This window comes from Mucilaginibacter sp. SG564 (genome assembly GCF_013149275.1).
GTDB lineage: Bacteria > Bacteroidota > Bacteroidia > Sphingobacteriales > Sphingobacteriaceae > Mucilaginibacter.
On sequence record NZ_JABGNA010000004.1, the window covers coordinates 426,386 to 450,776 of the forward strand.

Consider the following 24,391-nt stretch of genomic DNA (forward strand, 5'->3'; position numbering starts at 1 on the left):
CTGTATTTACAGCTTCTATTCAGGCAATCTTAAAGTCAGCTTTTCAAAATTCCCTAAATTCAAAGTGCTTTTATACATACTTTTGCTAATTTTGAAATTAATGCTATCCGCTACCAATCATACGCTTGAAAAACTGGAAATGCTGCTTAAATCGGCCGGATATAAAGTGCGGTACGAAAAAGGCAATTTTAAAACCGGCTCCTGTTTATTGCTCAGTAGTCGTATGGTTATTGTTAACCGTTTTTCAAACCTGGAAAGTAAAATATTGGCCATTGTTGAATTACTGCGTGAGCTTGAGATAGATTATAAACTGCTCGACGAAAAACAGGTTGCGTTTTTGCAGGAGATCAAACAAACTAAATTGCAGCTGTGACCATAACATTTTTAGGAACCGGAACTTCACAGGGCGTGCCTGTCATTGCCTGCGGCTGTGAGGTATGTACATCAACCGATACCCGGGATAATCGGTTACGGACCTCCATCTTAATAGAGGCCGAAGATAAAACCATGGTGGTTGATTCAGGCCCCGATTTCAGGTATCAAATGTTACGAGCCGGTGTAAAGCACCTTGATGCCATTGTATTCACTCACGAGCATAAAGACCACATCGCGGGTATGGACGATATCAGGGCTTTTAACTACAAACAAAACAGCCCCGTTGATATATATGCCGATCAAAGAGTACAAAAAGCACTGGTGCGCGAGTTTCCATATGTTTTTGACGGAACAGGTTATCCGGGAATACCGCAGGTGATGGTACACCCTATTGATCTGCGCCCATTTTCAATTGGTAACAATATTTTTACACCTATTGAAGTACTGCATTATAAACTTCCAATACTGGGTTTTAGGGTAAAAGATTTTACTTATATCACCGACGCAAAAACAGTACCCAATAGTGAAAAGGAAAAGATAAAAGGGACAAAAATATTGGTGATCAATGCGCTCCAAAAACAAACTCATATATCTCATTTTACGCTTGATGAAGCTATCAATTTCGCCAATGAGATGGATGCCGAGAAAACTTATCTTACTCACATCAGCCATCGTTTAGGCACCCATTTTGACGTTTCAAAGGAATTACCAGACAATATTGAACTGGCCTATGACGGCATGAAACTCATTATTTGAGCCCTCTAACAACAACGCTGATGTTTAACATTTTACAATAAATAAGTAGAAAAAAAGACAATTTTCGCACAAAAAAAAACAATATTTGTAGGCATCCGTTTGGGTACATAATATGTACTTATTCGGATAGCAAGCCCCTATTAGATGAAATATATTGTTTATGTAAGCACGGCTGTAAGGCTGATGACTGAAGAAGAGCTTTTAGATTTGCTTACTATTGCTCGCACCAAAAATAAAAAGTATAGCGTTACAGGCATGCTGCTATACTGCCAGGGCACTTTTATGCAAGTGCTGGAAGGCGAAGAAAGTTCAGTGGATCTGATTTACAGAGCTATCGAATTGGACTTCATCAGGCACAAGAACATCATCAAACTAGCGTCCGGAGTACTCGAACAAAGAAACTTCCCAGACTGGTCAATGGGATTTGCCTCTATAAATTCAGAAACCCTGCAGGAAATTGAAGGATTTCTTAGTTCGCCCGAACTAAGTTTAACCAAGAACTCTGAACATATCACCATTAATATGCTTAAAAATTTTGTTGATAATAATAAGCTATATATTTCCTTTTAACCTCCAACTTTTATAATAGCTATCCTTTTCAATACATTAGTTAAGGATAAAACAATAACTATTAGATAATGTTTTACACTTAAAATTCTTTTTCTATTGCAAATTAACAACAACGACATATAAATTTACAATTACTTATTTAATTTATCACAAAATTAATAAATTTATAATTCAATCACAATTTAATAAAACTCACCTTTTCTATCGCGCCTTTATATTTATTTAAATGCCCAGTGTTGCGCACATTGATTTTACCTTTTATCGTAATAAATCTCTTATTGATCCGGGTAAACGTCCCGTTATTATATTGAAATAGTCCTTCGCGAGTACCAGTTAAGTATAATGGGCATTCCTGGCTAAAATCAACCCACAACGCTTTTTTAAAGGAGTGATCGGCAAAAAGACTATCATTTAATAAAGCCGACTGCTCAACTCCTTCCACATATTTTCCAGTTACTTCTACATACTGACCATTATAGTTTTTCAAGTGACTCACCAGTTCTGTAAACTCAACCTTTTTAAAGGATATCCCATCATTACAATTGCTTTCGAAAACCTTGGGCTGTTTGCTGCACGATAGTAGTAATAACAGCAGTATGGCAGGGAAGAACAACGCATTTATTTTACCGGATACCATAACATCAAAAAAATCAGTTTTATGAATATAACGAAAACATTGTGAGGATAGTAGCGATACTTGCTAAGTATCTTTAATATTACACAATAAACAGGAGTAATTATTGATCTGTGCTAAATGCTTTTATAATATTGTAATTAAGCATTACATTTAGCTATCAATCAAACCAATTGTATGAAACTGAAACTAATATTTATAGGGCTTTTGTTTTTCATAACATCAGCAGAAGCACAGCAAAAAATCATTCAATTATACCAGGGTGCTGCTCCGGGTTCCGAAAACTGGAACTGGACCGAAGGCGAAAGTGAAAATAAGCTATTTAATGTAAAGTTGGTTTACAATGTTGTACATCCTTCTCTGGAAGTATTTTTACCCGATCCTGCTATCGCTACCGGCACCGCCGTGGTTATTTGCCCGGGTGGCGGTTTCGAGGTATTATCTATCAACAGCGAAGGTAATGATGTAGCTAAATGGCTTAACCAACATGGCGTGGCCGCTTTTGTATTAAAATACCGATTGACGCAAAGCCTTACCAACGACCCCATGAAGGAGCTTGCTACCAATATGGCTAAAAAAGGTTTTGAACAAAGTCTTACCAAAATAATACCGTTAAGTATTGCCGATGCAAGGCAAGCCATTACTTATGTGCGCGAACATGCTTCTGAATATGGTTTGTCGCCATCATGTATAGGTATTATGGGGTTTTCGGCCGGCGGAACTTTGGCTGCGGCGTCGGCCTATAAATACACGCCCGCTAACAAGCCCGACTTTGTAGCGCCAATCTACCCGTATTTCCCCGCGGCATTGCAATCTGCCATTCCTGATGATGCGCCACCTTTGTTTCTGACTGCGGCTACTGATGATGACCTGCATCTTGCTCCTCATAGCGTCGATCTGTATTCTAAATGGCTCGCATCCAACCACAGCGCCGAACTGCATTTGTATGCAAAAGGGAGCCATGGTTTTGGCATGCGTAAACAAAATATACCTACAGATACCTGGATAGAGCGTTTTAACGACTGGCTGGGCTTAAAAGGCTTTTTAAAACCGGTAGATCCGAAGGCCAAATCACCACAGGAAAAACTGGCTGAGGTGGAAAACAATCACAAAAAATATGATGAGCAGCTGCGTAAGGACTGGGCCAATATTAAACGCTACGCAGCCGATAACGAAAAGGTAATTGCACAAGAGGCTAACCCTAAGAGTGTGGTTTACATGGGCGACTCGATCACTGATTTCTGGATCAGAAGCGACTCTGCATTTTTTGCAGGCAAGCCTTATCATGACCGGGGCATCAGCGGGCAAACTACCACTCAGATGCTGGTGCGTTTCCGTGATGATGTGATCAACTTAAAACCCGGCGTGGTAGTGATACTGGCAGGCATTAATGATATTGCCGAAAACAATGGCCCCATCAAATTGGAAGATGTTTTTGGCAATATTCAATCCATGGCGCTGCTGGCTAAAGCCGCCGGTATTAAGGTAGTTCTTTCGTCGGTATTACCAGCATTTGATTTTCCCTGGCGCCCGGGAATGGCTCCTGCCGAAAAGGTAGTACGTCTGAATGCCATGATCAAAGATTTTGCCGATAAAAACCGCATGGTATATCTTGATTATTTTTCGGCTATGGCCGATGAGCGCAAGGGCTTGCCTCAATCTTTATCCGGCGACGGCGTACACCCCAACCTGGCCGGTTACAAAGTAATGGAACCACTGGTCGAAAAAGCTATTGCTGAGGCTTTAAAACGCAAGTAAGCGCGTTTAAATTACCTCTCTCAAAATCATGAGCGAGGTAATTTAACTCAATCATATCAAAACGATAATGCTATTGGTATAAATTTGCGCATATCGTTATCTATGAAAAAGTACATCCTCTTTATTGCAGTCTTTTTGCAAGCCGTAATCTCATTTGGACAGGCAGACACCGTTCAGAAGATCATACCCGGTCGTAAAAACAGTATCAGACAGCAAAACAAGCCATACGTGATCCTGATTTCGGCGGATGGTTTTAGATATGATTACGCAAAAAAATACCAGGCTCCCCATCTACTTGCCTTAAGTAAGGAGGGTGTGAGCGCCGCGTCGATGGTTCCATCCTACCCATCCGTTACTTTTCCTAATCATTATGCTTTAGTAAGCGGTCTGTATCCTTCGCATTCGGGCCTGGTCAATAACGCTTTTTATGACCGTGACCGGCACGATACCTATTACATGGGCACCAAAGCCAAAGTTGCTAATGGTTCCTGGTATTACGGTTCGCCATTATGGGTATTGGCAGAACAGCAGAGCATGCTTTCGGCCAGTTTTTACTGGGTCGCCTCAGAGGCCGCTATACAGAACATCCGCCCAACCTATTATTATACTTATAATGAAAAGATAGCTATTCATGACCGTATTGAGGCTGTGGTAAAATGGCTAAAACTGCCACCAGCCGAGCGCCCGCACCTGATCACTTTCTACTTTCCGCAGGTTGATCACGCCGGGCACATGTATGGCCCCGACGCGCCCGAAACAGCCCATGAGGTACATTTTGTGGATTCGGCGGTTAATGAGCTAAACACAGCTGTAAAAACAACCGGGATCAAAGCAAACTTCATTTTTGTATCAGACCATGGCATGACCTATGTCGACAAAGAACACCCCATCGGTATTCCCGCGGCTATTGATACCTCTAAATTTTTAGTATCTGGCGATGGTATCCTGGTGGAACTGTATGCCAAAAACAAAACCGATATCGACGGTGCTTACAAAAAGTTAAAACAGGAATCGGTTGATTATGACGTGTATCTTAAAACCAATGTCCCGGCCAGATTACATTACGGCCAGGCCGATGATTGGCACAATCGCATTGGCGACATATTGCTAATACCCCACTACCCTAAAGTGTTTAACTTATCCAACAGAAAAATACATCCGGGCTGGCATGGATATGACCCTACTGTGGTTAAGGATATGCATGCCACCTTCCTGGCCTGGGGACCTTCTTTTAAAAAGCACACCACCATTCCATCATTTGAAAATGTATCGGTTTTTAACCTCGTAAAAAGTATATTAGGCCTTAAATATTCGGGCAAGGTTGATGGCACCGATAAACTGGCGCACACCATTCTGGTTAAAAAGAAATAAACAAAGATGAAAAAAATCTTTTTGCTTCTATGCAGTTTTATGGGCCTGTTCATCATTCATGTTAATGCGCAGGATACCACCTTGGTTAAGCAAAGAGCTAATTTACTGGCGCAAGCCATGATAAAAGGCGATTACCCAACGATTATCAATAACACCTATCCTAAAGCCATACAAATGGCCGGAGGCAAAGAAAAAATGATTCAGCTTATTAGTACAGGTATTGAGCAGATGAAGGGCATGGGCCTGAGTTTTGATGCAATTTCTATGGGTACTCCTGGCAAATTTTATAAGGCCGGTACCGAAATTCATTGTCTGGTACCAGAAAATATAACATTTAAAACACCTCAGGGTCGTTTACTATCACATAGTAACTTATTAGGAATAAGCAAAGATGGCGGTAAAAGTTGGACCTTTTTAGATGTCAACAATTCAAGTAGGGAAAAGCTAAAGCTGATATTACCTAACATTAATCCTGATTTACAAATACCCAAAGCTACTGTTGAGCAGATACCTTAGATTTGCATTTTATTCGCATGACAAACGTGTACATACCTGAAACTACCGAAAACCAAAGCAGGGTAACTGCGGGTAATATTTCGTTTGTGCATTACCAGGAGCAGGATAGCCTTCAAAATAGCCGGGTAGTATTTAATTGTTATGCCATTAGCTTTGTGATCAATGGCGAAAAGGCTATTTATCGTCCGTCTGATAATACAGTAGTACACACCGGTGAAGGTATTGTGATACCCCAGGGCCACTCTATCATGGCCGAGCATACACTTAATGAATATCAATACAGCAGCATCCTGGTGTTTTTTCCAGCGAGCGTGGCTATTGGTTTCTTAAATAAATATCAGCTAAATAGTAAAACTTCGGCTACTCCCGATTATATTAAATTCAGGCAGACCAATTACCTCGCGGGCTATATTAAAAGCCTGCAGATCCTGATACACGAAGGACAAAATTTGTCCTATGAACTGGCGGTGAACAAAGTAGAAGAACTGCTGCTGGTTTTACTGCAAGGCCACCAGTCGCAATTGATCGCTTTGTTACAGAGTAATGCACCCTCACCTGCCCTGTTGTTAAAAAATGTAGTGGAGAACAATCTCTTCAATAACCTTACGCTCGAAGAGCTGGCCTTTTTGGCCCACAAAAGCCTGGCATCATTTAAGCGCGATTTTGAAAAAGCGTACCACATCGCCCCCGGTAAATACATTCGCGAGCGCAAACTGGAAATAGCGCGGCAGGAATTATCGCAAGGCAAAAATGCGACCTCCCTATACCTTGATCTGGGTTATGATAATCTGTCTAACTTTTCATCAGCCTTTAAAAAGAAATTTGGGTTAAGCCCTAAGCAATATCAACTCGGCGTACAGTAAGTACCCAAACTCCAAAACGTCATCCCGAATTTATTTCGGGATCCCACATGATTTATTGTAGAAGCACATATAATAAAAAGGGCTGTCAGTCTGAGCTTGTCGAAGATTCGTGCGCAGAGGCCTGCCCACTATGGTTCAACGGGCTCACCATGACACCCTGTTTTTATTGTCCTGTATGCAGCCAATATTATTGATCTGAGCCGTTTTCAATAGTTTTTGAACCTATACCAATAACCACAAGGCATTAAACATCGTCAATTTTGGATAAATAAATATTATCCAAAAGATTATGAAAACATTCATCTTATTTGTGTTTGCTGTAAGCCTTGGTTCCATTGTAAATGCACAAACCTTTACCCTTAAAAGCAAAGATCTGGGAGGTCAGTTCACTAACGAATTTGTTGCTAATACATTTGGTTGTAGTGGCAGCAACAAATCGCCGCAACTGGAATGGCAAAACGCCCCGACTGGTACACAAAGCTTCGCGGTAACTATATATGACCCCCAAGCCCCTACCGGCAGTGGTTGGTGGCATTGGGTTATTTTTGATATCCCCGCCAATGTACACGAATTAAAACAGGGAGCCGGCAATCCTTCGGCCGGGATAGCACCGGCTGGTAGCATACAGGGACTAACAGATGCGCTCGTTCCTGGCTATAGCGGCCCTTGCCCACCCGAAAACGACGCGGTCCACAGCTATGTGATCACGGTTTATGCCTTAAAATCAGCCAAACTTGGTGTTGATAACAAAGTTTCGGCGGCCTTAACCGGCTTTATGCTGAATCAAAATGTGATATCCAAAGCATCGTTGGTGGTATATTATAAAAGGTAAGATAAATCTAAACTGTTGCATCTGCCCCGAAATTTTGGGGCAGATGTAATTTTGTAGGTACATAATCGGGCTGGCTATTTTTAATTAGCTAAATATTTTGTTATTTGTAATAGCTTAAAATCCCACCGTTTATGCACAGAAGAAACTTCCTGAAAACAGGCTCATTAGCAGGTTTAACAATATCAACTTTGGTAGCCGCTTCATGCAGTCAGCCTGCGGAAGAAAAAAAGATCGATGATGCTGCTAACAACAAGGACGATCTGTTTGAACTATCTGAAGTTACCATCGCCTATCTGCAGCAAAAAATGCAGGCCAAAGAATATACTTCGCGCCTCATTACCGAACTTTACCTGAAACGTATAGACAAAATAGACAAGAACGGGCCAAAACTAAACTCGGTTATCGAACTCAATAAAGATGCGTTGAATATGGCCGATGCCATGGATAAAGAACGTGCACAAGGCAAAGTTCGTGGTCCTTTGCATGGCATACCCGTGCTCATCAAAGACAATATCAATACCGGCGATAATATGCACACCACTGCCGGGGCACTGGCACTGGCTGATAATTTTGCCAAACAGGACGCCTTCATCATACACAAACTGCGCGAAGCAGGCGCGGTAATCCTGGGCAAAACTAATTTAAGCGAATGGGCCAACTTTCGCTCCACACACTCTACCAGTGCATGGAGCAGCCGTGGCGGGCAAACCAAATGCCCATATATATTGGATCGGAACCCGAGTGGTTCAAGCGCCGGTTCTGGCACAGCAGCGGCAGCCAATTTATGCGCTGTAGCTATCGGCACAGAGACTGATGGTTCTATCGTATCGCCATCATCAGTAAATGGCCTGGTGGGCATTAAACCTACCGTGGGCCTATGGAGCCGATCGGGCATCATCCCTATATCTAAAACACAGGATACCGCCGGACCAATGGCCCGCACCGTTCAGGATGCCGCTATTGTTTTAGGTGTACTGGCTGGTATCGATCCGCAGGATACTTATACCCTCGCCAGTAAAGGAAAAGTGGCGGTCGACTATACTAAATTTCTGGACGCAAACGGGCTGAAAGGCAAACGCCTCGGGGTAGAGAAATCTGCACTGGAAGGTAATCCAGCAGTGGTTGCTTTGCTGAATGATGCCATTAATACCCTGAAAAGCAAAGGCGCTACCATTGTTGAAATAGAACTGAACAAAGCCCTGAAAGACATTAGCCGGGGCGAGTTTACCGTATTGCTTTATGAGTTTAAAGACGGCGTTAATAAGTATCTAAGCACGGCCAACAGTAAAATGAAAACACTGGCCGATGTGATCGCTTTTAACAAGCAGAACGAAGCCAAAGCCATGCCCTTTTTTAAACAGGAAACGCTGGAACTGGCTCAAAGCAAAGGCGACCTCACCAGCAAGGAGTATATTGACGCCTTGAAACAAACCAGCGAAGGCACCAGAAAAGCTATTGATAAAATACTGACGGATAATAAGCTGGATGCCATCATTGGCCCAACCAACGGCCCGTCCATCTGCATCGACCTGGTTAATGGCGATTATGATAACGGCTTCTCCTTCTCAGGTCCTGCCGCCAAAGCCGGCTATCCGCATATCACCGTGCCCATGGGTAAAGTACATGAGTTGCCTGTAGGGCTGTCGTTTTTCAGTACCGCTTATAAAGAGGCCGACATCGTTACGCTTGGCTACGCTTATGAACAGGCCTCGAAAAAAAGGACCGAACCTGTTTTTAAGCCAGACCTGTTTGCTTAACTTTGTGTATCATGGCAACAACACCCGTTCCTAAAAAGATACTGGCCAGGCAGCACGAAATAACCGCCGACTTTTTGAAGGCGCTTGACAGGCACCTGGATGATCTTTTGCAACACAAAGTTTTGGATATGATGGAGATTCGCGATTTTGCCGGTCAGCTGCACATCCACCCTACTCATTTAAGCAATACTATCAAATTAACCACTGGTCGTGCCCCATGTGATTTTTTTGAAGAAAGAATCATGAAGATAGCCAAAGATATGCTTCGGAGCAGTAACATATCTGTGGCTGAAATTGCTGCGGAACTTACTTTTGACCCATCCAACTTTACTAAGTTTTTTAAGCGCTTTGAAGGAGTTACACCCAAACAATACCGTGAACAGGTATTGATCAAACAATATGAACAGGTGGATTAAAAGGTGTCATGGTGAGCCCGTTGAACCATACTGGGCAGACCTTTTAAACCACGAAATGAATACCATTTAATCTGAAACAGTTACCATTTAAACTGAAGTAGTCACCATAATTACAACACTATTTAGCTGCAACTTTGTATCATAAACAATAAACAAAAATAAAATGAGTACAAATAAAATAGCTTTGATTACCGGCGGCAGCCGTGGCTTAGGCAAAAACGCGGCCCAGCACCTGGCCAAAAAAGGTATTGATGTGATACTTACCTATCGCAGTAAAAAAGAGGAAGCGGAAGAAGTTGTGGCATCTATTGAAAAATTGGGTCGAAAAGCGGCCGCATTGCAATTGGATACCAGTGTGGTTAAATCATTTGATGGTTTTATCAGTCAGCTTACCGCGTTGCTACAGGAAAAATGGGGCCGTGGCACTTTTGATTTCCTGATCAATAACGCAGGTATCGACGCGGCATCGAAATTTGCCGAAACTACCGAAGAGGATTTTGATAACCTCATGAACATACACTTTAAAGGCGTTTACTTTTTAACCCAAAAAAGCTTGCCGGTTATTGCCGATGGTGGTCGTATCATCAACTTTTCAACCGGCCTGGCCCGATTTTCGACCCCTGGTTATGCCGCTTATGCTTCGATGAAAGGCGCTATTGAGGTATTGACCAAATATCTTGCAAAAGAGCTTGGCCCACGCGGTATCGCGGCCAATGTGGTTGCTCCTGGCATTATTGAAACCGATTTTACCAAAGAGGCATTTTCGCACGAAGGCATGCATGACCGGATCTCCAGCATTACCGCTTTAGGCAGACCAGGTATGCCCGATGATATTGGCGGCATTGTAGCCTTTTTATGTACCGAAGAAGCCCGTTGGATCAACGCGCAGCGTATTGAAGCTTCGGGTGGTATGTTCTTGTAATTGATTGGCTTGCCTCTATTAACAAAAAGTGGGTTTACACGGTTTACACTTTTCAGGGCTTACACGAGAATACATAATTGATAATCAATGAATTATATATATTTTCCCGAGAAATATGTAAACCCACTTTTGTATAAAATTATCGGCTAAATTTCAATTTAAGGGTAACACAATACCAAGGGCAGTTAATTTGATTTATGGCACAGCCACTTTTGTATAAATTCCAGCTGTCCTAACAAAACCCTATCTTGCATAAAATAATATATCGATATGGAATTTGGCCGTGTTACCCCGCAAGAATTAGCTGCTGTTGATTTCACCCTTCCACCTGATACAGCGCTTACATTAAGCACCCTGGCCTCTGCTAAAGGTAGTGAACCTATGCAAGTACGTGTAGGTTGCGCCAAGTGGGGGCGTAAAGAATGGGTTGGCCAAATCTATCCGCTAAAAACCAAAGAGGCCAATTTTCTGGACGAATATGTAAAGCATTTTGACTGTATTGAGCTTAACGCTACATTTTATAATGTTTATGGGCCCGATACCATTTTTAAATGGAAAGCCAAAGCCGAGAGTAACCCCGATTTTAAATTCTGTCCTAAATTTTCGCAAAGCATCAGTCACATCCGCAGGCTAAAAAACACCGAAGATATTACCACCAGCTATTACGAAGGAGTTATGGCCTTTGGCGATAAACTGGGGCCTATGTTTTTACAACTGAGCGATAACTATACCCCCAAAAGTTTTCCCGAGTTAAAGACCTACCTGGAACAATTACCTAAAGATGTCCCAGTTTTTGTAGAACTAAGGCATAAGGAGTGGTTTGCTGTGCCAGAGAACAGCGAAAAGGTATTTAAGCTTTTTCACGATCTCAACATCGGCGCGGTAATTACCGATGCTACCGGGAGGCGCGATGTGGTACACATGAACCTGCCTACACCGCATGCTTTTATCCGATTTGTAGGTAACGGACTGGTTAACGGTAATTTTGATTCGGACAAGGCCCGTTTGGATGAATGGGTTACCCGCATTAAACAATGGCAGCAACAGGGTTTAAGATCGGTATGGTTTTTTATGCACCAGCACGATGAACGTTACTCGCCCATCCTGGCCGATTATGTGACCGATGAACTGAACAAAGCTTTAGGCACAAAACTGCTCCGTCCTAAATTCATCGAAGCACAAAGCACCCTGTTTTAGTTGGATACCAGGCCTGATATCACATTGATGCTCAGTGCTACTATAGCAGTATTAAAAGCGAAGGAGATCATACCGTGTATCCAGACCAGGCGCCGGATCTGGCGGGAAGATATCTCCACATCAGATACCTGGAAGGTCATGCCGATAACAAAGGAGAAATAAACAAAGTCCAGATAGTCAGGCTGCTTTTCATCGCCCGGGAATTCAAGTCCGCCTAATGTTTTCTTTTTGCCATCATTGTCTGTATCAGTAGTATAATACATGTGTGCGTAACGCAGCGTAAATATAGTATGCACCAAAATCCAGGAAACAATAACCGATGCCATCCCCAGCAAAACATGACCGGTTACAGCCTCTGCCGACAGATGTTTAGATGATTTTAGCAGGAAAAATATAGCCAGCATGCTCACCAGCGAAGATACGATCACAAACAAGAATATTAGCGTACGGCTGGAATCTTCTATCCGTGCAATTTTGCGTACCTCCATAGGGTGGGATGACAAGATGATCACCCAATCCATAATGATAATAGCTAAGGCGAAAGCTATCCAGGTAGTTAATATGACTGCTGGCGCGCTAAAATGCCCGATGGATAAAAACAATACAATGCCACTTATCCCTAAGGAAATAAGCATCCGGTAATGAGCATCCAACCGGAACCACACTTTTGATTTGATTTTATTTGCAGGCATAAGGCGAGTTTATACCGTAAATATGGTGATGAATTGTGTAGAATTAATGAACTATGTAAAAAAGAATCAAGAGTTGAGGTAATAGAGTCAGGAATCAAGAGATAAGAGCCAAGAAGCAAGAAAGGATTGTTTTTCTGTCTTGCTTCTTGGCTCTCATCTCTTACTTCTATTCCTCATCTTCTACTATCCAAGCTACTCGGCCAACCTGCCCGTCATCTAACTGCACCTTGATACCGCGGGAATGATAAGCGGCGCTGGTGAGTAATCGTTTTACAAAACCGCGGGTAAGGGTTCCTGTACGCTGGTCTTTTTTCAGGATAATATCAACCTCCAGGCCTGGGTATATATCGCTTCTGTTTTGTCCATTCATGACCGTTGATCTATGTTGATTTTTATGATTCCGTTGATTTGTCGCCTACCTCACCAGTTCTTTTATCGCTGTATCAACTTTTCCAAAATCAAAATTGATTAGCAATTTATCAAAGGCAGCGATAATTTGCTCGTTACCCAGGTTACCAATGCTGCCCTCATGGGTATGGCTTACGGTTTTGTCGGGGTTAAAATCGCCCTGCTCAATAGCCAGGCCTATTTGTTTGTAGGCATCACGGAAAGGCGTACCGTTTAGTACCATGCGGTTCACTTCTTCCACGCTGAAGAGGTAAGCGTATTTGGGATCTTTCAGTATATCGGTATTTACACTGATGTTTTGCAGCATAAAAGTGGCCATATGCAGGCAGTTTTTCAGATCAGCAAAAGCAGGGAACAACAACTCCTTCAGTAATTGCAGCTCGCGGTGATAGCCCGATGGCAGGTTGGTGGTCATCATGGCCACATCGGTTGGTAGTGCCTGCAGGCGATTACATTTGCCGCGCATAATTTCCCAAACATCGGGATTCTTTTTATGCGGCATAATGCTGCTGCCGGTGGTGAGTGTGTCCGGGTAGCTTACAAAAGCAAAATTCTGGCTCAGGTATAAAGCCTGATCCATCGCCATTTTAGCCAGCGTGGCCGCTACAGATGATAAAGCCTGGGCAATGATTCTTTCCGTTTTGCCGCGACCCATCTGGGCGTATACCACGTTATAATTTAAGCTATCAAAACCCAGCAATTGAGTGGTTAAAGTACGGTTTAACGGAAAGGACGAGCCATAACCAGCTGCCGAACCCAACGGATTTTTATTGGTGATGCGATATGCCGCCAAAACAAGTTCCAGGTCGTCGGCCAGGCTTTCGGCATAGGCACCAAACCACAAACCGAATGACGATGGCATGGCTATTTGCAAATGCGTATAGCCAGGCAATAAAACATCTTTATGTTTTTCGCTAAGAGAGATCAATTGCCTAAACAGCGCTTCTGTTTCTTCAACCACCTGTTGCAACTGATTGCGGAAAAATAGTTTCAGATCAACCAGCACCTGATCATTACGGGAGCGGCCGCTATGAATTTTTTTACCGGCATCGCCAATACGCTGGGTAAGCAGCAGCTCTACCTGCGAGTGTACGTCCTCTACCCCATCTTCGATGGTAAAACCGCCTTTTTCAATATCGGCATATATGGCTTTTAACTCGCGTTGTACCAGGTCAAGATCGGCAGCGTCCATCAATCCTATGCTTTGCAACATACGGGTGTGGGCCAATGAGCCTAATACATCAAAGGCTGCCATTTGCTCATCAAATTCCCTGTCGCGGCCAACAGTAAAGTTCTCTACCAGTTCATTTACATTGGTAGTTTTTTGCCATAACTTACTCATGGTGCAAATATGTGCATTAATGATAAATAAACGCTAAAAAATGAATAATCGTTAAACAAACATTAAACCTTTTTACTATTTATAAGTCGTGAATAATACGAACATTTCACAATCTGTTTAATCTTATTTAATACTTTAAACCTATCTTGATTATCATTTTGTACTTATGAAAAACAACATCTACCTTATTATTATCGCTGCCTTATTGCTGAGTGCCTGTTCAAAGAAAAATGACATGCCATCTTACCCACCGCCCGCCAAAGCAGTTATCAAAGATTCCGGCACTATCCCTTTCAAAATAGCTCCTTTGGCCGATAACCAGGTACAAGTTTTTCTGCGGATAGATCAGCAGCCTGTCCCTTCAAAAATAATCCTTAAACAGGATACCAATACCTTGCAAACCGCAACCATATCCAAAAACAACAACTATTACTCGGCTGTTATTAATTATACTTTTAAGCCGGGTGTTAAGTATAATTTCAAAGTTCAAGCTGTTGCTACTTCAGATACTATCCGTCAATTCAGCATTAATAATTATACCCACCAGTTTGTACATGCTTTTAGTTATAAAAAACTATTGGATCTGAAACAAAGCCTGGGGCCTAAGGCAGCCGACCTCTCGCCATCCAGAAACTATTTATTTATAACCGATGATGTAAATAATGTACTTTATACCAAAAGATTATCATTAAAAACTTTTGCAGTGGATGTTATCAGCGATAAATTACCATCCACCTTTGTAAGGGCAGCATCTGATGATGAGTTACTTATTTACGGTGATAAAAGTACGGCCAATGTTCCGCAAGTAACCATTGACCCGGGCAGCGACCGTGTGCCGCTGGCCAGGTATGACATCAATACCCAAAAATCAACTTTTGTTGATTTTGTATCTTACGATTATGGCCGGATATCCCGTGTGGTAAATAATCATGTACTGGTAACTAACCCCATATTTGAAGATAAAACGGTTTCCCTTGTGAATCTTAGCGATCTGTCAAAAGTGAAATATTCATTGGATAACTTCGATTTTGTACGCATAAATGAGTATAGCACTAATCATATTCTGTGTGCTAATAATTTGATCAATACCGCCAATGGCTCCATATCAACGCCTCTAAATCTCGATCAAAACTCAGGTATAATTGATATTGATAACGCATCGGGCTATGCCTTTGTGAGTTCAGCAAAAGGCACTTCCGCTAATGATCTGTTAACCGCTTTCAGCATTTATAAAGATGGTTCCCTCGTATACCAATCTGCCTACGTGCACGGAAATCAAACTTATTTTCCGGTGATAGCTAATATAAAAAGTGATATTTTAACTTTTTATAGGTGTTTCGACTACAATACCCAGGTACAGATAGACGGTTATTACACTTTAAACCTTAAGACTAAAGAAATAAAACTTATTCAGGCTGATAGTAATAGTACGCTTGCCGTAAGGAGTGATTATCAGTTTCAAGACGGCAGCATCATATCTGTAAGAGCCGATGGTGTATATCGAATAGCCCCTGCCAACTAATTTTAATCAGCTGAAATTAAGCCAGATAAATATAAAGTACAATTAGTTCACAAATATTCTACTAATTCTATAGGAATTATATAAATAGTTTTTATATTTGCACTGTCAACAACGACAAATAGTTCTTTATTACGCTTATCAAGAAAGACTGAGGGAAAGGCCCAAAGACGTCTTAGCAACCTGTACATCCGCATAATGTAAAAGGTGCTAATTCCTGCTCCGTATAGGAGAAAGATAAACAAAGATCTTACCCTTCTAATCTTCCATAAGTGATTTATAGTTTTTTTTTAAAGTCGCGTGACCGAGAGGATAGGTTAAGGTCTGCAAAACCTTCTACGGCAGTTCGAATCTGCCCGCGACGTCAAATTTCCCCCTCATTATTTCCTTAAAATTCACACTGTATCTGGTCTAAAATCAGAGATAAGGGGCATGTTTTATTCATATCCGGATAGTAAGTTCTATATCAGGTACCAATTAGTTTGATGAACGAATGCATAGATAAAAGATCTTTGTTCTTTGATTCAACGATCTTTTATCTATTCTTAGGGTCAATTTCGTTTAGTTTATCAAACGCTATATCCATCCAGGTTTCGGAAACATGATTAAGCGCGTTCTTCAGCTCTTCGGCCCATTGTGCGGATATAAACTCCAGATCCTTTTTCTCATAACGCTGCTCCACCAGCTCAAAGCTGTCTTTTTTATACAATGCCACATCAATCGGAAAATCAACATCGTTGGCGCTCACCCGGGTAGAATCAAACGACAGGAAACCTGTTTTAAGGGCCAATCTCAAGCTAGAGTTTTCGGTAAGTGTACGGTTTAAAATAGCCTTGCCATGAGCAGCATTCCCGATAACCACATAGGGCGATCCTTCGTCCAGCTCAACCCAGTTACCTTCGGGATAAAGCAAAAACAATTTATGTTCATCATCATCTTTAAGCTGCCCGCCAATGATAGTATTAAGATCGAACCGGAAACCAGCCTGTTCCAGTGCAGCTTTGTCTTCCTCGGCAGCCTGTTTTACCTGTTCGCCAAAGGCATTTACTGCCTTATACAGTTTATTAAACTCCCGGCTTTCCAACTGCTCGGTAAAATAAGTGATGGCTTTATCACGTATGGAGCGCAAACCGCTGGTCATGATAAAAAGCGAAAAATGATCTTTTTGCGCTATCGTGATCTTCTTTTTTATGGTAGTATCGGTTCCCGAAGTAATGCGGGTATCAGCAATAGCCAGCAAACCCTCTTTAACTTTAATTCCCAGGCAATAGGTCATCTTAAAAATGCAATGCGTTAAAAATTCCGAAAAAGCCAAAGTAATTAAATATTGGGAGATTGTGCAGAGCATGGATAATTTGATGCCAGCTACTGGCAATTCCGAAAAATCAATTGTATAAGTTCAACTATGAATATTTTAAAAAAATTGGCTAAATCGTTATTATTCGGTATTCTTGGCCTTACGCATTACCCCGGCGTACCTGCATCCTCATAAAACAAACATCAATGACCGAACACAAACTCAATCCCGGGATCCTTAAAACCAAACAGCATTTTGAAATTCTTGACGGCCTGCGCGGCGTAGCGGCTGTGGCCGTGGTGATCTTCCATTTTATGGAAATAGCCTACTCCGATTACAGCCAAAACTTTATAGGCCATGGTTTCCTGGCGGTCGATTTTTTCTTTTGCCTGTCTGGCTTTGTAATTGGCTATGCTTACGATGATCGTATTGGTAAAATGGGGATCATGGAGTTTTTTAAATCGAGGATCACCAGGCTGCACCCCCTTGTTATTTTTGGTTCGGTACTAGGTTTGTTAGCCTTTTTGTTTGATCCGTTTGGTGGTCATCCGGAGCTATACAGCGCAGGCAGGCTGATATTGCTATTTTTACTGTCTATACTACTTATCCCTTTCCCAGAGATGTCTGACCGTTATTTTAATCAATTCGGTTTTAACGCCCCTGCATGGTCGCTGTTTTGGGAGTATATAGCCAATATTGTTTATGCCTTTGTGCTTTGCCGGGCTCATAAGCGTGTATTGTTTGTGCTTGCTATATTGGCGGCACTGAGTATTTGTTTTGTAGCGCAGCACTCCGGCAACCTGATGGGCGGCTGGGGTAAGGGCAATTTTGGGGACGGTGGTGCACGCATCAGCTATTCGTTTTTAGCCGGTTTGCTGGTATACCGCTTCAATTGGATCATTAAAAACAAGCTGGGCTTTTTGGGCTTGGCGGTGTTGCTGGCCCTCGCCTTCCTGATGCCTTTCTCTACCAAATGGAACTGGCTTACCGAACCGCTGGTGGTAATTTTTTATTTCCCTCTTTTAATTGCACTGGGCGCGGGAGCCGTGCTAACGCAAGGCGTAAAAAAATTGTGTGTATTCGCCGGAAATGTATCATACCCCTTGTACATGACCCATTATGCGGTGATGTGGATGTTTGGAAACTATTACGCCGCCCACAAACCAGGTCCGGGGCAACTGGGGCTTATTATCCCGATATCGGTCATATTGCTGGTTGGAATAGCTTATTTGGTGATGGTAATTTATGATATCCCCGTACGGAAATACCTTACGAGCAAAAGGAAACAGGTTTAAATATTGACCATACCCCTAACTTCTCGTATATTTATATCAAACGACAGCCCGGCTCCTTTTTCAGGAAGACCGGGCTGTTTGGTTAAGGCAACAGGAGAGCCAAAAACCTACCGTTTAACATACAATCATCTATTTATCAAATATTTAAAACTCATTTAACCGGTTATTATAAAATATAGAACACCGCTTGTTGCTGGGTGTTGGTCACCATATCGGTTACCTGCGGCATTTCGTCCTTTAGCATTTGCTTCAGGTCCTGCTCAATTTTACGGCTAATGGCGGTAGTTGGCGTATCCGTCGGCATGTTCTCAAATGGATCCTGCAGATGGATGGCCATTTTCTCGATCAGGAAAAATGCCGACGAAATAGCGATTACCAGGGGCACCTGTAATATACCAAAAAACTCCATCAGGCTAAAAGGCAGCAGCAGTACAAAAAAAAGTACCAACCAGTGTATATACACACTATAAGTAGCCGGGAATACGGTGTTCTTAATCCGCTCGCAGCCACCCATAGAGTTCATAAAACTGGTTAAGGTGCCATCCATAGTTACCTGCTGGTATTCATTGATCCAGCCTAGTTTGTACAAGGTGCGCAGATCGTGCCCTTGTAACTCATTCAAGGCCAACGGCACATGATCTACGTTGCGAATGTTCCTGACGTCATCAGCGCTTAAAAATGCTTCCAGGTTTTGTTTAGCATCCTGTTTGCGCAAATGGCGGCTCAAACTGTAGCACCAGGCCATCTGCCTTTTTACGATCCGTTCCTTGAGGGCCCATTTCTCCTCGCCGTCGATACTGCTGTCAACAAAGGTTAGTACCTGGCGGGTAAGGGTTCGGCAATCATTCACGATGCCTCCCCACAAAATACGGGCTTCCCACCAGCGGTCGTACGCCTGATTTGACCGAAAAGCCAATAACAGGGATATGATAGTACCTAAAATAGTAGGCACCGTTAAAGGGATGGACACCTCTTTCAGGTTATAGTACTGATGCACCAGGTAAATAGCCGATGCATAGATGGCCACCATGATGAGTTCTTTTTTTATTTTTCCGAATACGTACGTAGCCGGGATGTTTTCTTTTAGTAGCATAGTATTTTAATAATTAAGGGGTTAATTACTGTTGTTCAATCAATTCTTGTTCCTGGGCAATAAGGTTTGTTATTACGCCATCTGTTTCTGTGTTAGCTAATACCCGTGTTCCGCATTTTGCAATCAGCACTTGTGGGTCTATACTGTTTTTAAAAAGCAATTGGTAATTATCGTGCGGCGGAACTATAGCATCCACTTCATGGGCATCCAGGTAGTTATTAAAAACAGCTACCGTACTGCCGTAAAAAATATCGATGTGGATACGGTTGATCAGGTGGCTGAAATCTTTTTCCATTTCACGGCAGCGGATATAGAAATTATCAGGAATGTGCTTGTACTCGGCTGATCGGCGCGACAGCATCAGCAGCTCGCCCATATTGTCGGTAATTTTCAGCATATGTACCAGCCTGATATCCACTTTTTGCGGATAATATTGCTGGGCTATATTAGGGATGCTTTGAAGCGATTGGTAGGTAAAATCGGTGGGGATGAACAGCGTTTTCATAGTCGTAATTATTTAATGGTTTAACTTGAACTATTTTGTTTGATACAAGTGTAGCCCTCAATAATTAAGATGATCTAAGAAAGTTATTAGAATTTGATTAGAGTTTTACGCTGATGCATCCACCGGCAAAAAAACTTTGATCTCGGTGCCCTTGCCCACGTCCGAGCGGATACCTATGCTGCCCCTGTGCAGGCGTATAATGTTAAGCGTTAATGGCAAGCCAACACCATGCCCTTCGTAATTATGGGTATTGGAGGCTCTGAAAAATGGTTCAAAAATATGCTGAAGCTCACTTTCGGGAATGCCTATGCCCTGATCGGTAATGGAGACGATCACTTTATTGTTTTCGGCCAGCAGCCTTATTGTTACCAGCCGGTTATCAGAATATTTACAGGCGTTGCTGATGATGTTGGTAATGGCCAGCTGTAATAAATTGCTGTTACCGCTCACATAAAGCAGGCGCTCATCGGTGGGCATATCTTCCAGATCAATCTGTATCTTGCTTTCGGTATGGATCTTTTTGATCGACTCTGACGCTACCATCACGAGTTCATCTATACGGATACTTTCCCAGCGTTGTTTTTTACCGTCGAAGCCTGATTGGGCAAGAGCCAATAAACTATTCAGTATCTGGCGCAGCTTCTCGGCCTCCGAATAAATGGTGTCAAATATCTCACGCTGATCCGGGCTTGCATCGCTTTTGCTTAGGGCAAGCTCAGCTTCAGAACTGATGATGGTTAGGGGCGTGCGCAGCTCGTGCGAGGCATTGCTTACAAAGTTATTCTGTGTTTCAAAAGCTGTTTCCAGGCGGTTAAGCATGTCATTAAAGGTGTAGGATAGTTCGGCTACCTCATCTTTACCGCTCAGTTCATCCAGCCTGAAATGCAGGTTATTGGCCGTTATATTTTTAACGTTGTTAATGATACGCCGTATAGGTTGAAAAGTATAAAAAGAGAATATTTTACCTACAAAATACACCAGTATCATAGCTACTAAAAAGCCGTAGATCAATATTTTTTGCAGATCCTTCAACTCCTGGAAACCGGCGGGATCTGAAGCCGAAACAACAACAATGTATTTGCTGTTGCCCTTTGTAAATAGCTTACCGGCATAAAAGGTATTATCTACTTTGTAGCGGGCCGCGCTATCGCTGAGTATTTGTTTGATCAGTTTGCTGTTTTCATCGATGCCACCAGCAATGTGTACTTTGTTTAGTGTATCGGTATTAAAAAAATACATTCGTTCAGCTTCCAGTCGCTCCAGGTATTTATTTCGGACTTCCTGGTAAGCCCTGCTTCTTTCACTTGGAAAAATGTTAACCTCGGCCGATATATTAACCCGAGCCTCCAGCCGTTTAAAAAAATCGTCGAAACCAAACCGGTATACCAGGTAAAAAACAGTGATGTTGAGCAATAACAATATTACACCGGAGAGCAGCAGGAACAGCAGGGTTATTTTACTTTGTATTTTCATCGGGCTCTCCCTCCTTCATGATATATCCCATGCCAAAAACCGTATGTATCAATTTGGTACCTCCACCTTTTTCCAGCTTTTTGCGTAGATAGTTTACATATACGTCAACCACGTTGGTACCCATATTAAAATCAATATCCCATACGCTTTCCAGTATCTGGATGCGTGACAGCACTTTTTTCTGATTCCTGACAAAATACTCCAACAATCTATACTCTGTAGCAGTAAGTTTTAAGGTGTCGCCGTTACGGTATGCTATTTTTGATTCGGTGTTCAACTCCAGATCGCCGATCTTAAATATATTACTGGCCGATTGTTGTTCGCCGCTTTTACGGCGTAACAGGGTACGCAGGCGCGCCGCCAGTTCGGCAATTTTAAAGGGTTTTACCAGGTAATCGTCGGCACCGCTATCCAAGCCGTTTACGATATTTTCGGTTGAGTCAAGGGCTGTTAACATGATAACAGGCATAGTTTGCTTATGCTGCCTGATGAGCTTACAAACCTGTATGCCATCCATTACAGGCAGCATTACATCTAATATTACCAGGTCAAAATCATGATCGAGCGCCATTTGCAAACCGGTCGCGCCATTAGCCGCTACGCTTACCTCGTAGCCAAATTCGGCAAGCCCGCGTTTGATAACTGATACCACATTAGGTTCATCCTCAACCAACAATATCCCCATAATATTAATTTTGCATAAATCTTAACCTCTAAACTATTAACCACGTCCGGTGATGAGGTTAACGGCAAGGCCGATCATTTCTTTTATATAAATATTCCATTTGTTTAGCGCATCGGCACTGGGCACAAATTCCGTTATGCTAAAGTCACCGGTTCCCGCTATATAATTACAGGGATATGATATTACATCAACACCCATTTTTTTGAATATCCGAGCCGACCGCCGCATATGAAAAGCCGAGGTTACCAATAAGTAAGGCCCGCGTTGCCCGTGTTTTTGAAGCAAGGATTTTGTTAAAGACGCGTTCTCCAGAGTATTGCGCGACTGATCTTCGATCAGAATGCAGCTATCAGGCACCTGCGCGGCCTTCAACTGGTATTTGGCCCAAGCCCCTTCCCGGAAGGCCGTGGGGTTTAAATTACCATTGCCTCCCGAAACTAAAATGTATTTTACCATCCCCGTTTTTTGCAGCAAAACCCCCTGTATAAACCTGTCGGCCGAGGGGCCAAAAATACCGCGACCATCCTTATCATCCGATGCGAAACCTCCCAATACAATAGCTGCGCTGTATGTTTTGTTTTTTTCGAGTTGTGCGGGTGCTATATCCCATGCCTTTGCCAGTCGGTTGATCAGGAATGAATTGGAAAAGAAATAAAGCAGCCCGATGCCCCATAGCAGGTATTTACGTTTACGCTTTGCATTTTTTGCCAAAGCCGCCATCAGCAGTAACACAAATACATACAGCAAGGGAAAAAGCAAGACCGCCAATATTTTCGACAGGATAAAAAACATATACTGGTATACTTTAGCCGTAAAAGTAATTAAAATTTAGAGTCGGATATTAGAATCAAGAAAAAGCAGGGAATAATCGTCTGCTCTTTGCAGGCATAAAGTGGGTTTACATGGTTTACACTTTTCATGGTTTACATTCATTTAATTAATTAACAATCAAAAATTTATGAAAAAATACCAGTAAAATGTGTAAACCATGATTTTTACAAATTTGCTATTGGCTGCCTGGATATTTAACTATTCTTTTGACTCCTGATTCTTATATCCCGACTCTTTACACCTGTGTGTAACAAACTGGCATCATCATTGTCATACAAACAATAAAAAATAAAATTATGGGCTTACTAAAACTTCTTGTCGTTGGTGCAGCAGTTGCTTACGGCATAAATTATGTGACCAAAAAGGGGTCGAATGGCAAGTCGATTATTGACGACCTTACCGAGAACGGGCCTGAATGGATGGATCGTGCAAAAAAATATGGCGAGCTCACTTTAGAGCAGATAGCCGTGCGTACTCAAAATTTCAGAGACAACTTCAGAGACAATAGCAAATTCTAAAACAGTCGTTGCATTACTATGCATAATATTCTTTTTTTCGGCGATAGCCTTACGGCAGGTTATGGCCTAAAAAATGTTAAAACAGAATCGCTCCCGGCACTGGTACAGCAAAAAATAGACGCAGCTAAATTGCCTTATCACGTAATTAATGGCGGATTAAGTGGTGATACCTCTGCCGGGGGCCTTTTTCGTTTGGATTACTGGACAAACAGGCCTATACAAGTATTTGTGCTTGAACTGGGCACCAACGATATTATCCGGGGCATATCTCCGCAGGTAACACATAAAAACCTGCAGGCTATTATTGATAAAGTTAAACTTAAATTCCCTCATGTAAAGCTGGCTTTGATGGGAATGGAAATTCCCGCGTTTATCTCCGGAACATTAGCGGCCGAATTCAAAGCCATATTTCGTCAATTAGCCGATGCCAATCACATGACCTTTGTACCCTTTTACCTGGCTGGCGTGGCCGGTAAACCGCATTTAAACTTACCTGATATGCTACATCCATCTGCCGAAGGCTACCGTGTTATGCTGGATAATGTTTGGCCGGTGATCAGGGAGTTGCTGTAGCTAAATTCATCCTACGGTGGAAGATTTTTCTCCGGGCGTCATTGCTGTACGAAGCAATCTTTATACTGTACAGAGTGGCTCTGCTTATGTAGAGATTGCTTCGTACCTCGCAATGACGCGCTTTCAATTCAGTCGGGGGGGGTATTCGCGACTACCCCCCTCCCCTTCAAGACAGTTGGGGTTGCGCAAGCGA

The 24,391-nt window shown here is 42.4% G+C and carries 26 protein-coding genes and 1 riboswitch; of the genes, 16 read left to right on the top strand and 10 right to left on the bottom strand.

The features are described from left to right. Positions 1-100 precede the first annotated feature (100 nt). The 3 genes from FHW89_RS11745 to FHW89_RS11755 all read left to right on the top strand — a co-directional run bounded on the left by FHW89_RS11745 (position 101) and on the right by FHW89_RS11755 (position 1,701). On the top strand, positions 101-373 hold the full coding sequence (locus tag FHW89_RS11745; RefSeq protein ID WP_172335223.1) for a hypothetical protein: 273 nt from the start codon (positions 101-103) through the stop codon (positions 371-373). Next, positions 370-1,131: an MBL fold metallo-hydrolase gene (locus FHW89_RS11750; protein ID WP_172335224.1), complete on the top strand. Its 762-nt coding sequence runs from the start codon at positions 370-372 to the stop codon at positions 1,129-1,131. Before FHW89_RS11745 ends, FHW89_RS11750 begins: the two co-directional genes overlap by 4 nt. Positions 1,132-1,275: 144 nt before the next feature. Then, positions 1,276-1,701: a BLUF domain-containing protein gene (locus FHW89_RS11755; RefSeq protein WP_172335225.1), complete on the top strand. Its 426-nt coding sequence runs from the start codon at positions 1,276-1,278 to the stop codon at positions 1,699-1,701. 175 nt (positions 1,702-1,876) lie between these two features. Here FHW89_RS11755 and FHW89_RS11760 read toward each other — a convergent pair whose 3' ends face one another. Next, entirely contained in the window at positions 1,877-2,338 is a 462-nt protein-coding gene (locus tag FHW89_RS11760) for a hypothetical protein (RefSeq protein WP_172335226.1), read from the bottom strand. Positions 2,339-2,512: 174 nt separating this feature from the next. Here FHW89_RS11760 and FHW89_RS11765 point away from each other — a divergent pair, with 174 nt between their 5' ends. From FHW89_RS11765 to FHW89_RS11805, 9 genes are all read left to right on the top strand, one after another. Continuing rightward, complete coding sequence (locus FHW89_RS11765) at positions 2,513-4,093, top strand: GDSL-type esterase/lipase family protein (RefSeq protein ID WP_172335227.1); 1,581 nt, start codon at positions 2,513-2,515, stop codon at positions 4,091-4,093. A gap of 102 nt (positions 4,094-4,195) precedes the next feature. Beyond that, positions 4,196-5,464, top strand: coding sequence for an ectonucleotide pyrophosphatase/phosphodiesterase (locus tag FHW89_RS11770; protein ID WP_172335228.1), 1,269 nt, complete (start codon positions 4,196-4,198; stop codon positions 5,462-5,464). A 6-nt stretch (positions 5,465-5,470) separates the two neighbouring features. Further along, on the top strand, positions 5,471-5,980 hold the full coding sequence (locus FHW89_RS11775; RefSeq protein ID WP_172335229.1) for a hypothetical protein: 510 nt from the start codon (positions 5,471-5,473) through the stop codon (positions 5,978-5,980). A gap of 17 nt (positions 5,981-5,997) precedes the next feature. After that, entirely contained in the window at positions 5,998-6,843 is an 846-nt protein-coding gene (locus tag FHW89_RS11780) for an AraC family transcriptional regulator (RefSeq protein WP_172335230.1), read from the top strand. A 289-nt stretch (positions 6,844-7,132) separates the two neighbouring features. Continuing rightward, entirely contained in the window at positions 7,133-7,675 is a 543-nt protein-coding gene (locus FHW89_RS11785; protein WP_172335231.1) for a YbhB/YbcL family Raf kinase inhibitor-like protein, read from the top strand. A 131-nt stretch (positions 7,676-7,806) separates the two neighbouring features. Further along, positions 7,807-9,432, top strand: a complete 1,626-nt coding sequence (locus FHW89_RS11790) for an amidase (RefSeq protein WP_172335232.1) — start codon at positions 7,807-7,809, stop codon at positions 9,430-9,432. A gap of 11 nt (positions 9,433-9,443) precedes the next feature. Further along, positions 9,444-9,848 (top strand): AraC family transcriptional regulator, encoded by a 405-nt coding sequence (locus FHW89_RS11795; RefSeq protein WP_172335233.1) that lies wholly within the window; start codon positions 9,444-9,446, stop codon positions 9,846-9,848. Between the two features lie 163 nt (positions 9,849-10,011). Next, the gene (locus FHW89_RS11800; RefSeq protein ID WP_172335234.1) at positions 10,012-10,770 is read left to right on the top strand and encodes an SDR family NAD(P)-dependent oxidoreductase; all 759 of its coding nucleotides are present in this window, start codon (positions 10,012-10,014) and stop codon (positions 10,768-10,770) included. Positions 10,771-11,040: 270 nt separating this feature from the next. Further along, positions 11,041-11,967: a DUF72 domain-containing protein gene (locus FHW89_RS11805; protein WP_172335235.1), complete on the top strand. Its 927-nt coding sequence runs from the start codon at positions 11,041-11,043 to the stop codon at positions 11,965-11,967. On the opposite strand, the gene FHW89_RS11810 is transcribed toward FHW89_RS11805, so the two are convergent. The 3 genes from FHW89_RS11810 to argH all read right to left on the bottom strand — a co-directional run bounded on the left by FHW89_RS11810 (position 11,964) and on the right by argH (position 14,409). Beyond that, entirely contained in the window at positions 11,964-12,659 is a 696-nt protein-coding gene (locus FHW89_RS11810; RefSeq protein WP_172335236.1) for a DUF1345 domain-containing protein, read from the bottom strand. The genes FHW89_RS11805 and FHW89_RS11810 overlap by 4 nt on opposite strands. 166 nt (positions 12,660-12,825) lie before the next feature. Beyond that, complete coding sequence (locus FHW89_RS11815; RefSeq protein WP_172335237.1) at positions 12,826-13,029, bottom strand: YwbE family protein; 204 nt, start codon at positions 13,027-13,029, stop codon at positions 12,826-12,828. A gap of 45 nt (positions 13,030-13,074) precedes the next feature. Then, positions 13,075-14,409 carry an argininosuccinate lyase gene (gene argH / locus FHW89_RS11820; protein WP_172335238.1) on the bottom strand — a complete coding sequence of 445 codons (1,335 nt, stop codon included), beginning with the start codon at positions 14,407-14,409 and terminating at the stop codon, positions 13,075-13,077. A 166-nt stretch (positions 14,410-14,575) separates the two neighbouring features. On the opposite strand from argH, the gene FHW89_RS11825 reads away from it, so the two are divergent. Further along, positions 14,576-15,931, top strand: a complete 1,356-nt coding sequence (locus FHW89_RS11825) for a hypothetical protein (RefSeq protein WP_172335239.1) — start codon at positions 14,576-14,578, stop codon at positions 15,929-15,931. A gap of 132 nt (positions 15,932-16,063) precedes the next feature. Beyond that, positions 16,064-16,172: riboswitch (SAM riboswitch) on the top strand. Positions 16,173-16,463: 291 nt separating this feature from the next. On the opposite strand, the gene FHW89_RS11830 is transcribed toward FHW89_RS11825, so the two are convergent. Continuing rightward, the gene (locus tag FHW89_RS11830) at positions 16,464-17,204 is read right to left on the bottom strand and encodes a peptidase (protein WP_172335240.1); all 741 of its coding nucleotides are present in this window, start codon (positions 17,202-17,204) and stop codon (positions 16,464-16,466) included. 227 nt (positions 17,205-17,431) lie between these two features. Between FHW89_RS11830 and FHW89_RS11835 the strand changes: the two genes are divergently transcribed. Then, entirely contained in the window at positions 17,432-18,520 is a 1,089-nt protein-coding gene (locus FHW89_RS11835; protein ID WP_172335241.1) for an acyltransferase, read from the top strand. Positions 18,521-18,686: 166 nt separating this feature from the next. Here the strand turns inward: FHW89_RS11835 and FHW89_RS11840 are convergent, their stop codons facing one another. The 5 genes from FHW89_RS11840 to FHW89_RS11860 form a co-directional block, all read right to left on the bottom strand. Continuing rightward, on the bottom strand, positions 18,687-19,613 hold the full coding sequence (locus FHW89_RS11840) for a bestrophin family protein (RefSeq protein ID WP_172335242.1): 927 nt from the start codon (positions 19,611-19,613) through the stop codon (positions 18,687-18,689). A gap of 25 nt (positions 19,614-19,638) precedes the next feature. Next, positions 19,639-20,118, bottom strand: coding sequence for a hypothetical protein (locus FHW89_RS11845; RefSeq protein WP_172335243.1), 480 nt, complete (start codon positions 20,116-20,118; stop codon positions 19,639-19,641). Positions 20,119-20,223: 105 nt separating this feature from the next. Then, positions 20,224-21,591 carry a HAMP domain-containing sensor histidine kinase gene (locus FHW89_RS11850; protein WP_172335244.1) on the bottom strand — a complete coding sequence of 456 codons (1,368 nt, stop codon included), beginning with the start codon at positions 21,589-21,591 and terminating at the stop codon, positions 20,224-20,226. Then, a complete protein-coding gene (locus FHW89_RS11855) occupies positions 21,575-22,276 on the bottom strand; it encodes a response regulator transcription factor (RefSeq protein ID WP_172335245.1) in 702 nt (233 codons plus the stop codon). Before FHW89_RS11855 ends, FHW89_RS11850 begins: the two co-directional genes overlap by 17 nt. A 36-nt stretch (positions 22,277-22,312) precedes the next feature. After that, the gene (locus tag FHW89_RS11860; protein WP_172335246.1) at positions 22,313-23,068 is read right to left on the bottom strand and encodes a YdcF family protein; all 756 of its coding nucleotides are present in this window, start codon (positions 23,066-23,068) and stop codon (positions 22,313-22,315) included. Positions 23,069-23,403: 335 nt separating this feature from the next. On the opposite strand from FHW89_RS11860, the gene FHW89_RS28635 reads away from it, so the two are divergent. Beyond that, positions 23,404-23,625 (top strand): YtxH domain-containing protein, encoded by a 222-nt coding sequence (locus FHW89_RS28635; RefSeq protein WP_216650546.1) that lies wholly within the window; start codon positions 23,404-23,406, stop codon positions 23,623-23,625. 18 nt (positions 23,626-23,643) lie between these two features. Next, positions 23,644-24,198, top strand: a complete 555-nt coding sequence (locus FHW89_RS11870; protein ID WP_172335247.1) for an arylesterase — start codon at positions 23,644-23,646, stop codon at positions 24,196-24,198. Positions 24,199-24,391: the final 193 nt, after the last annotated feature.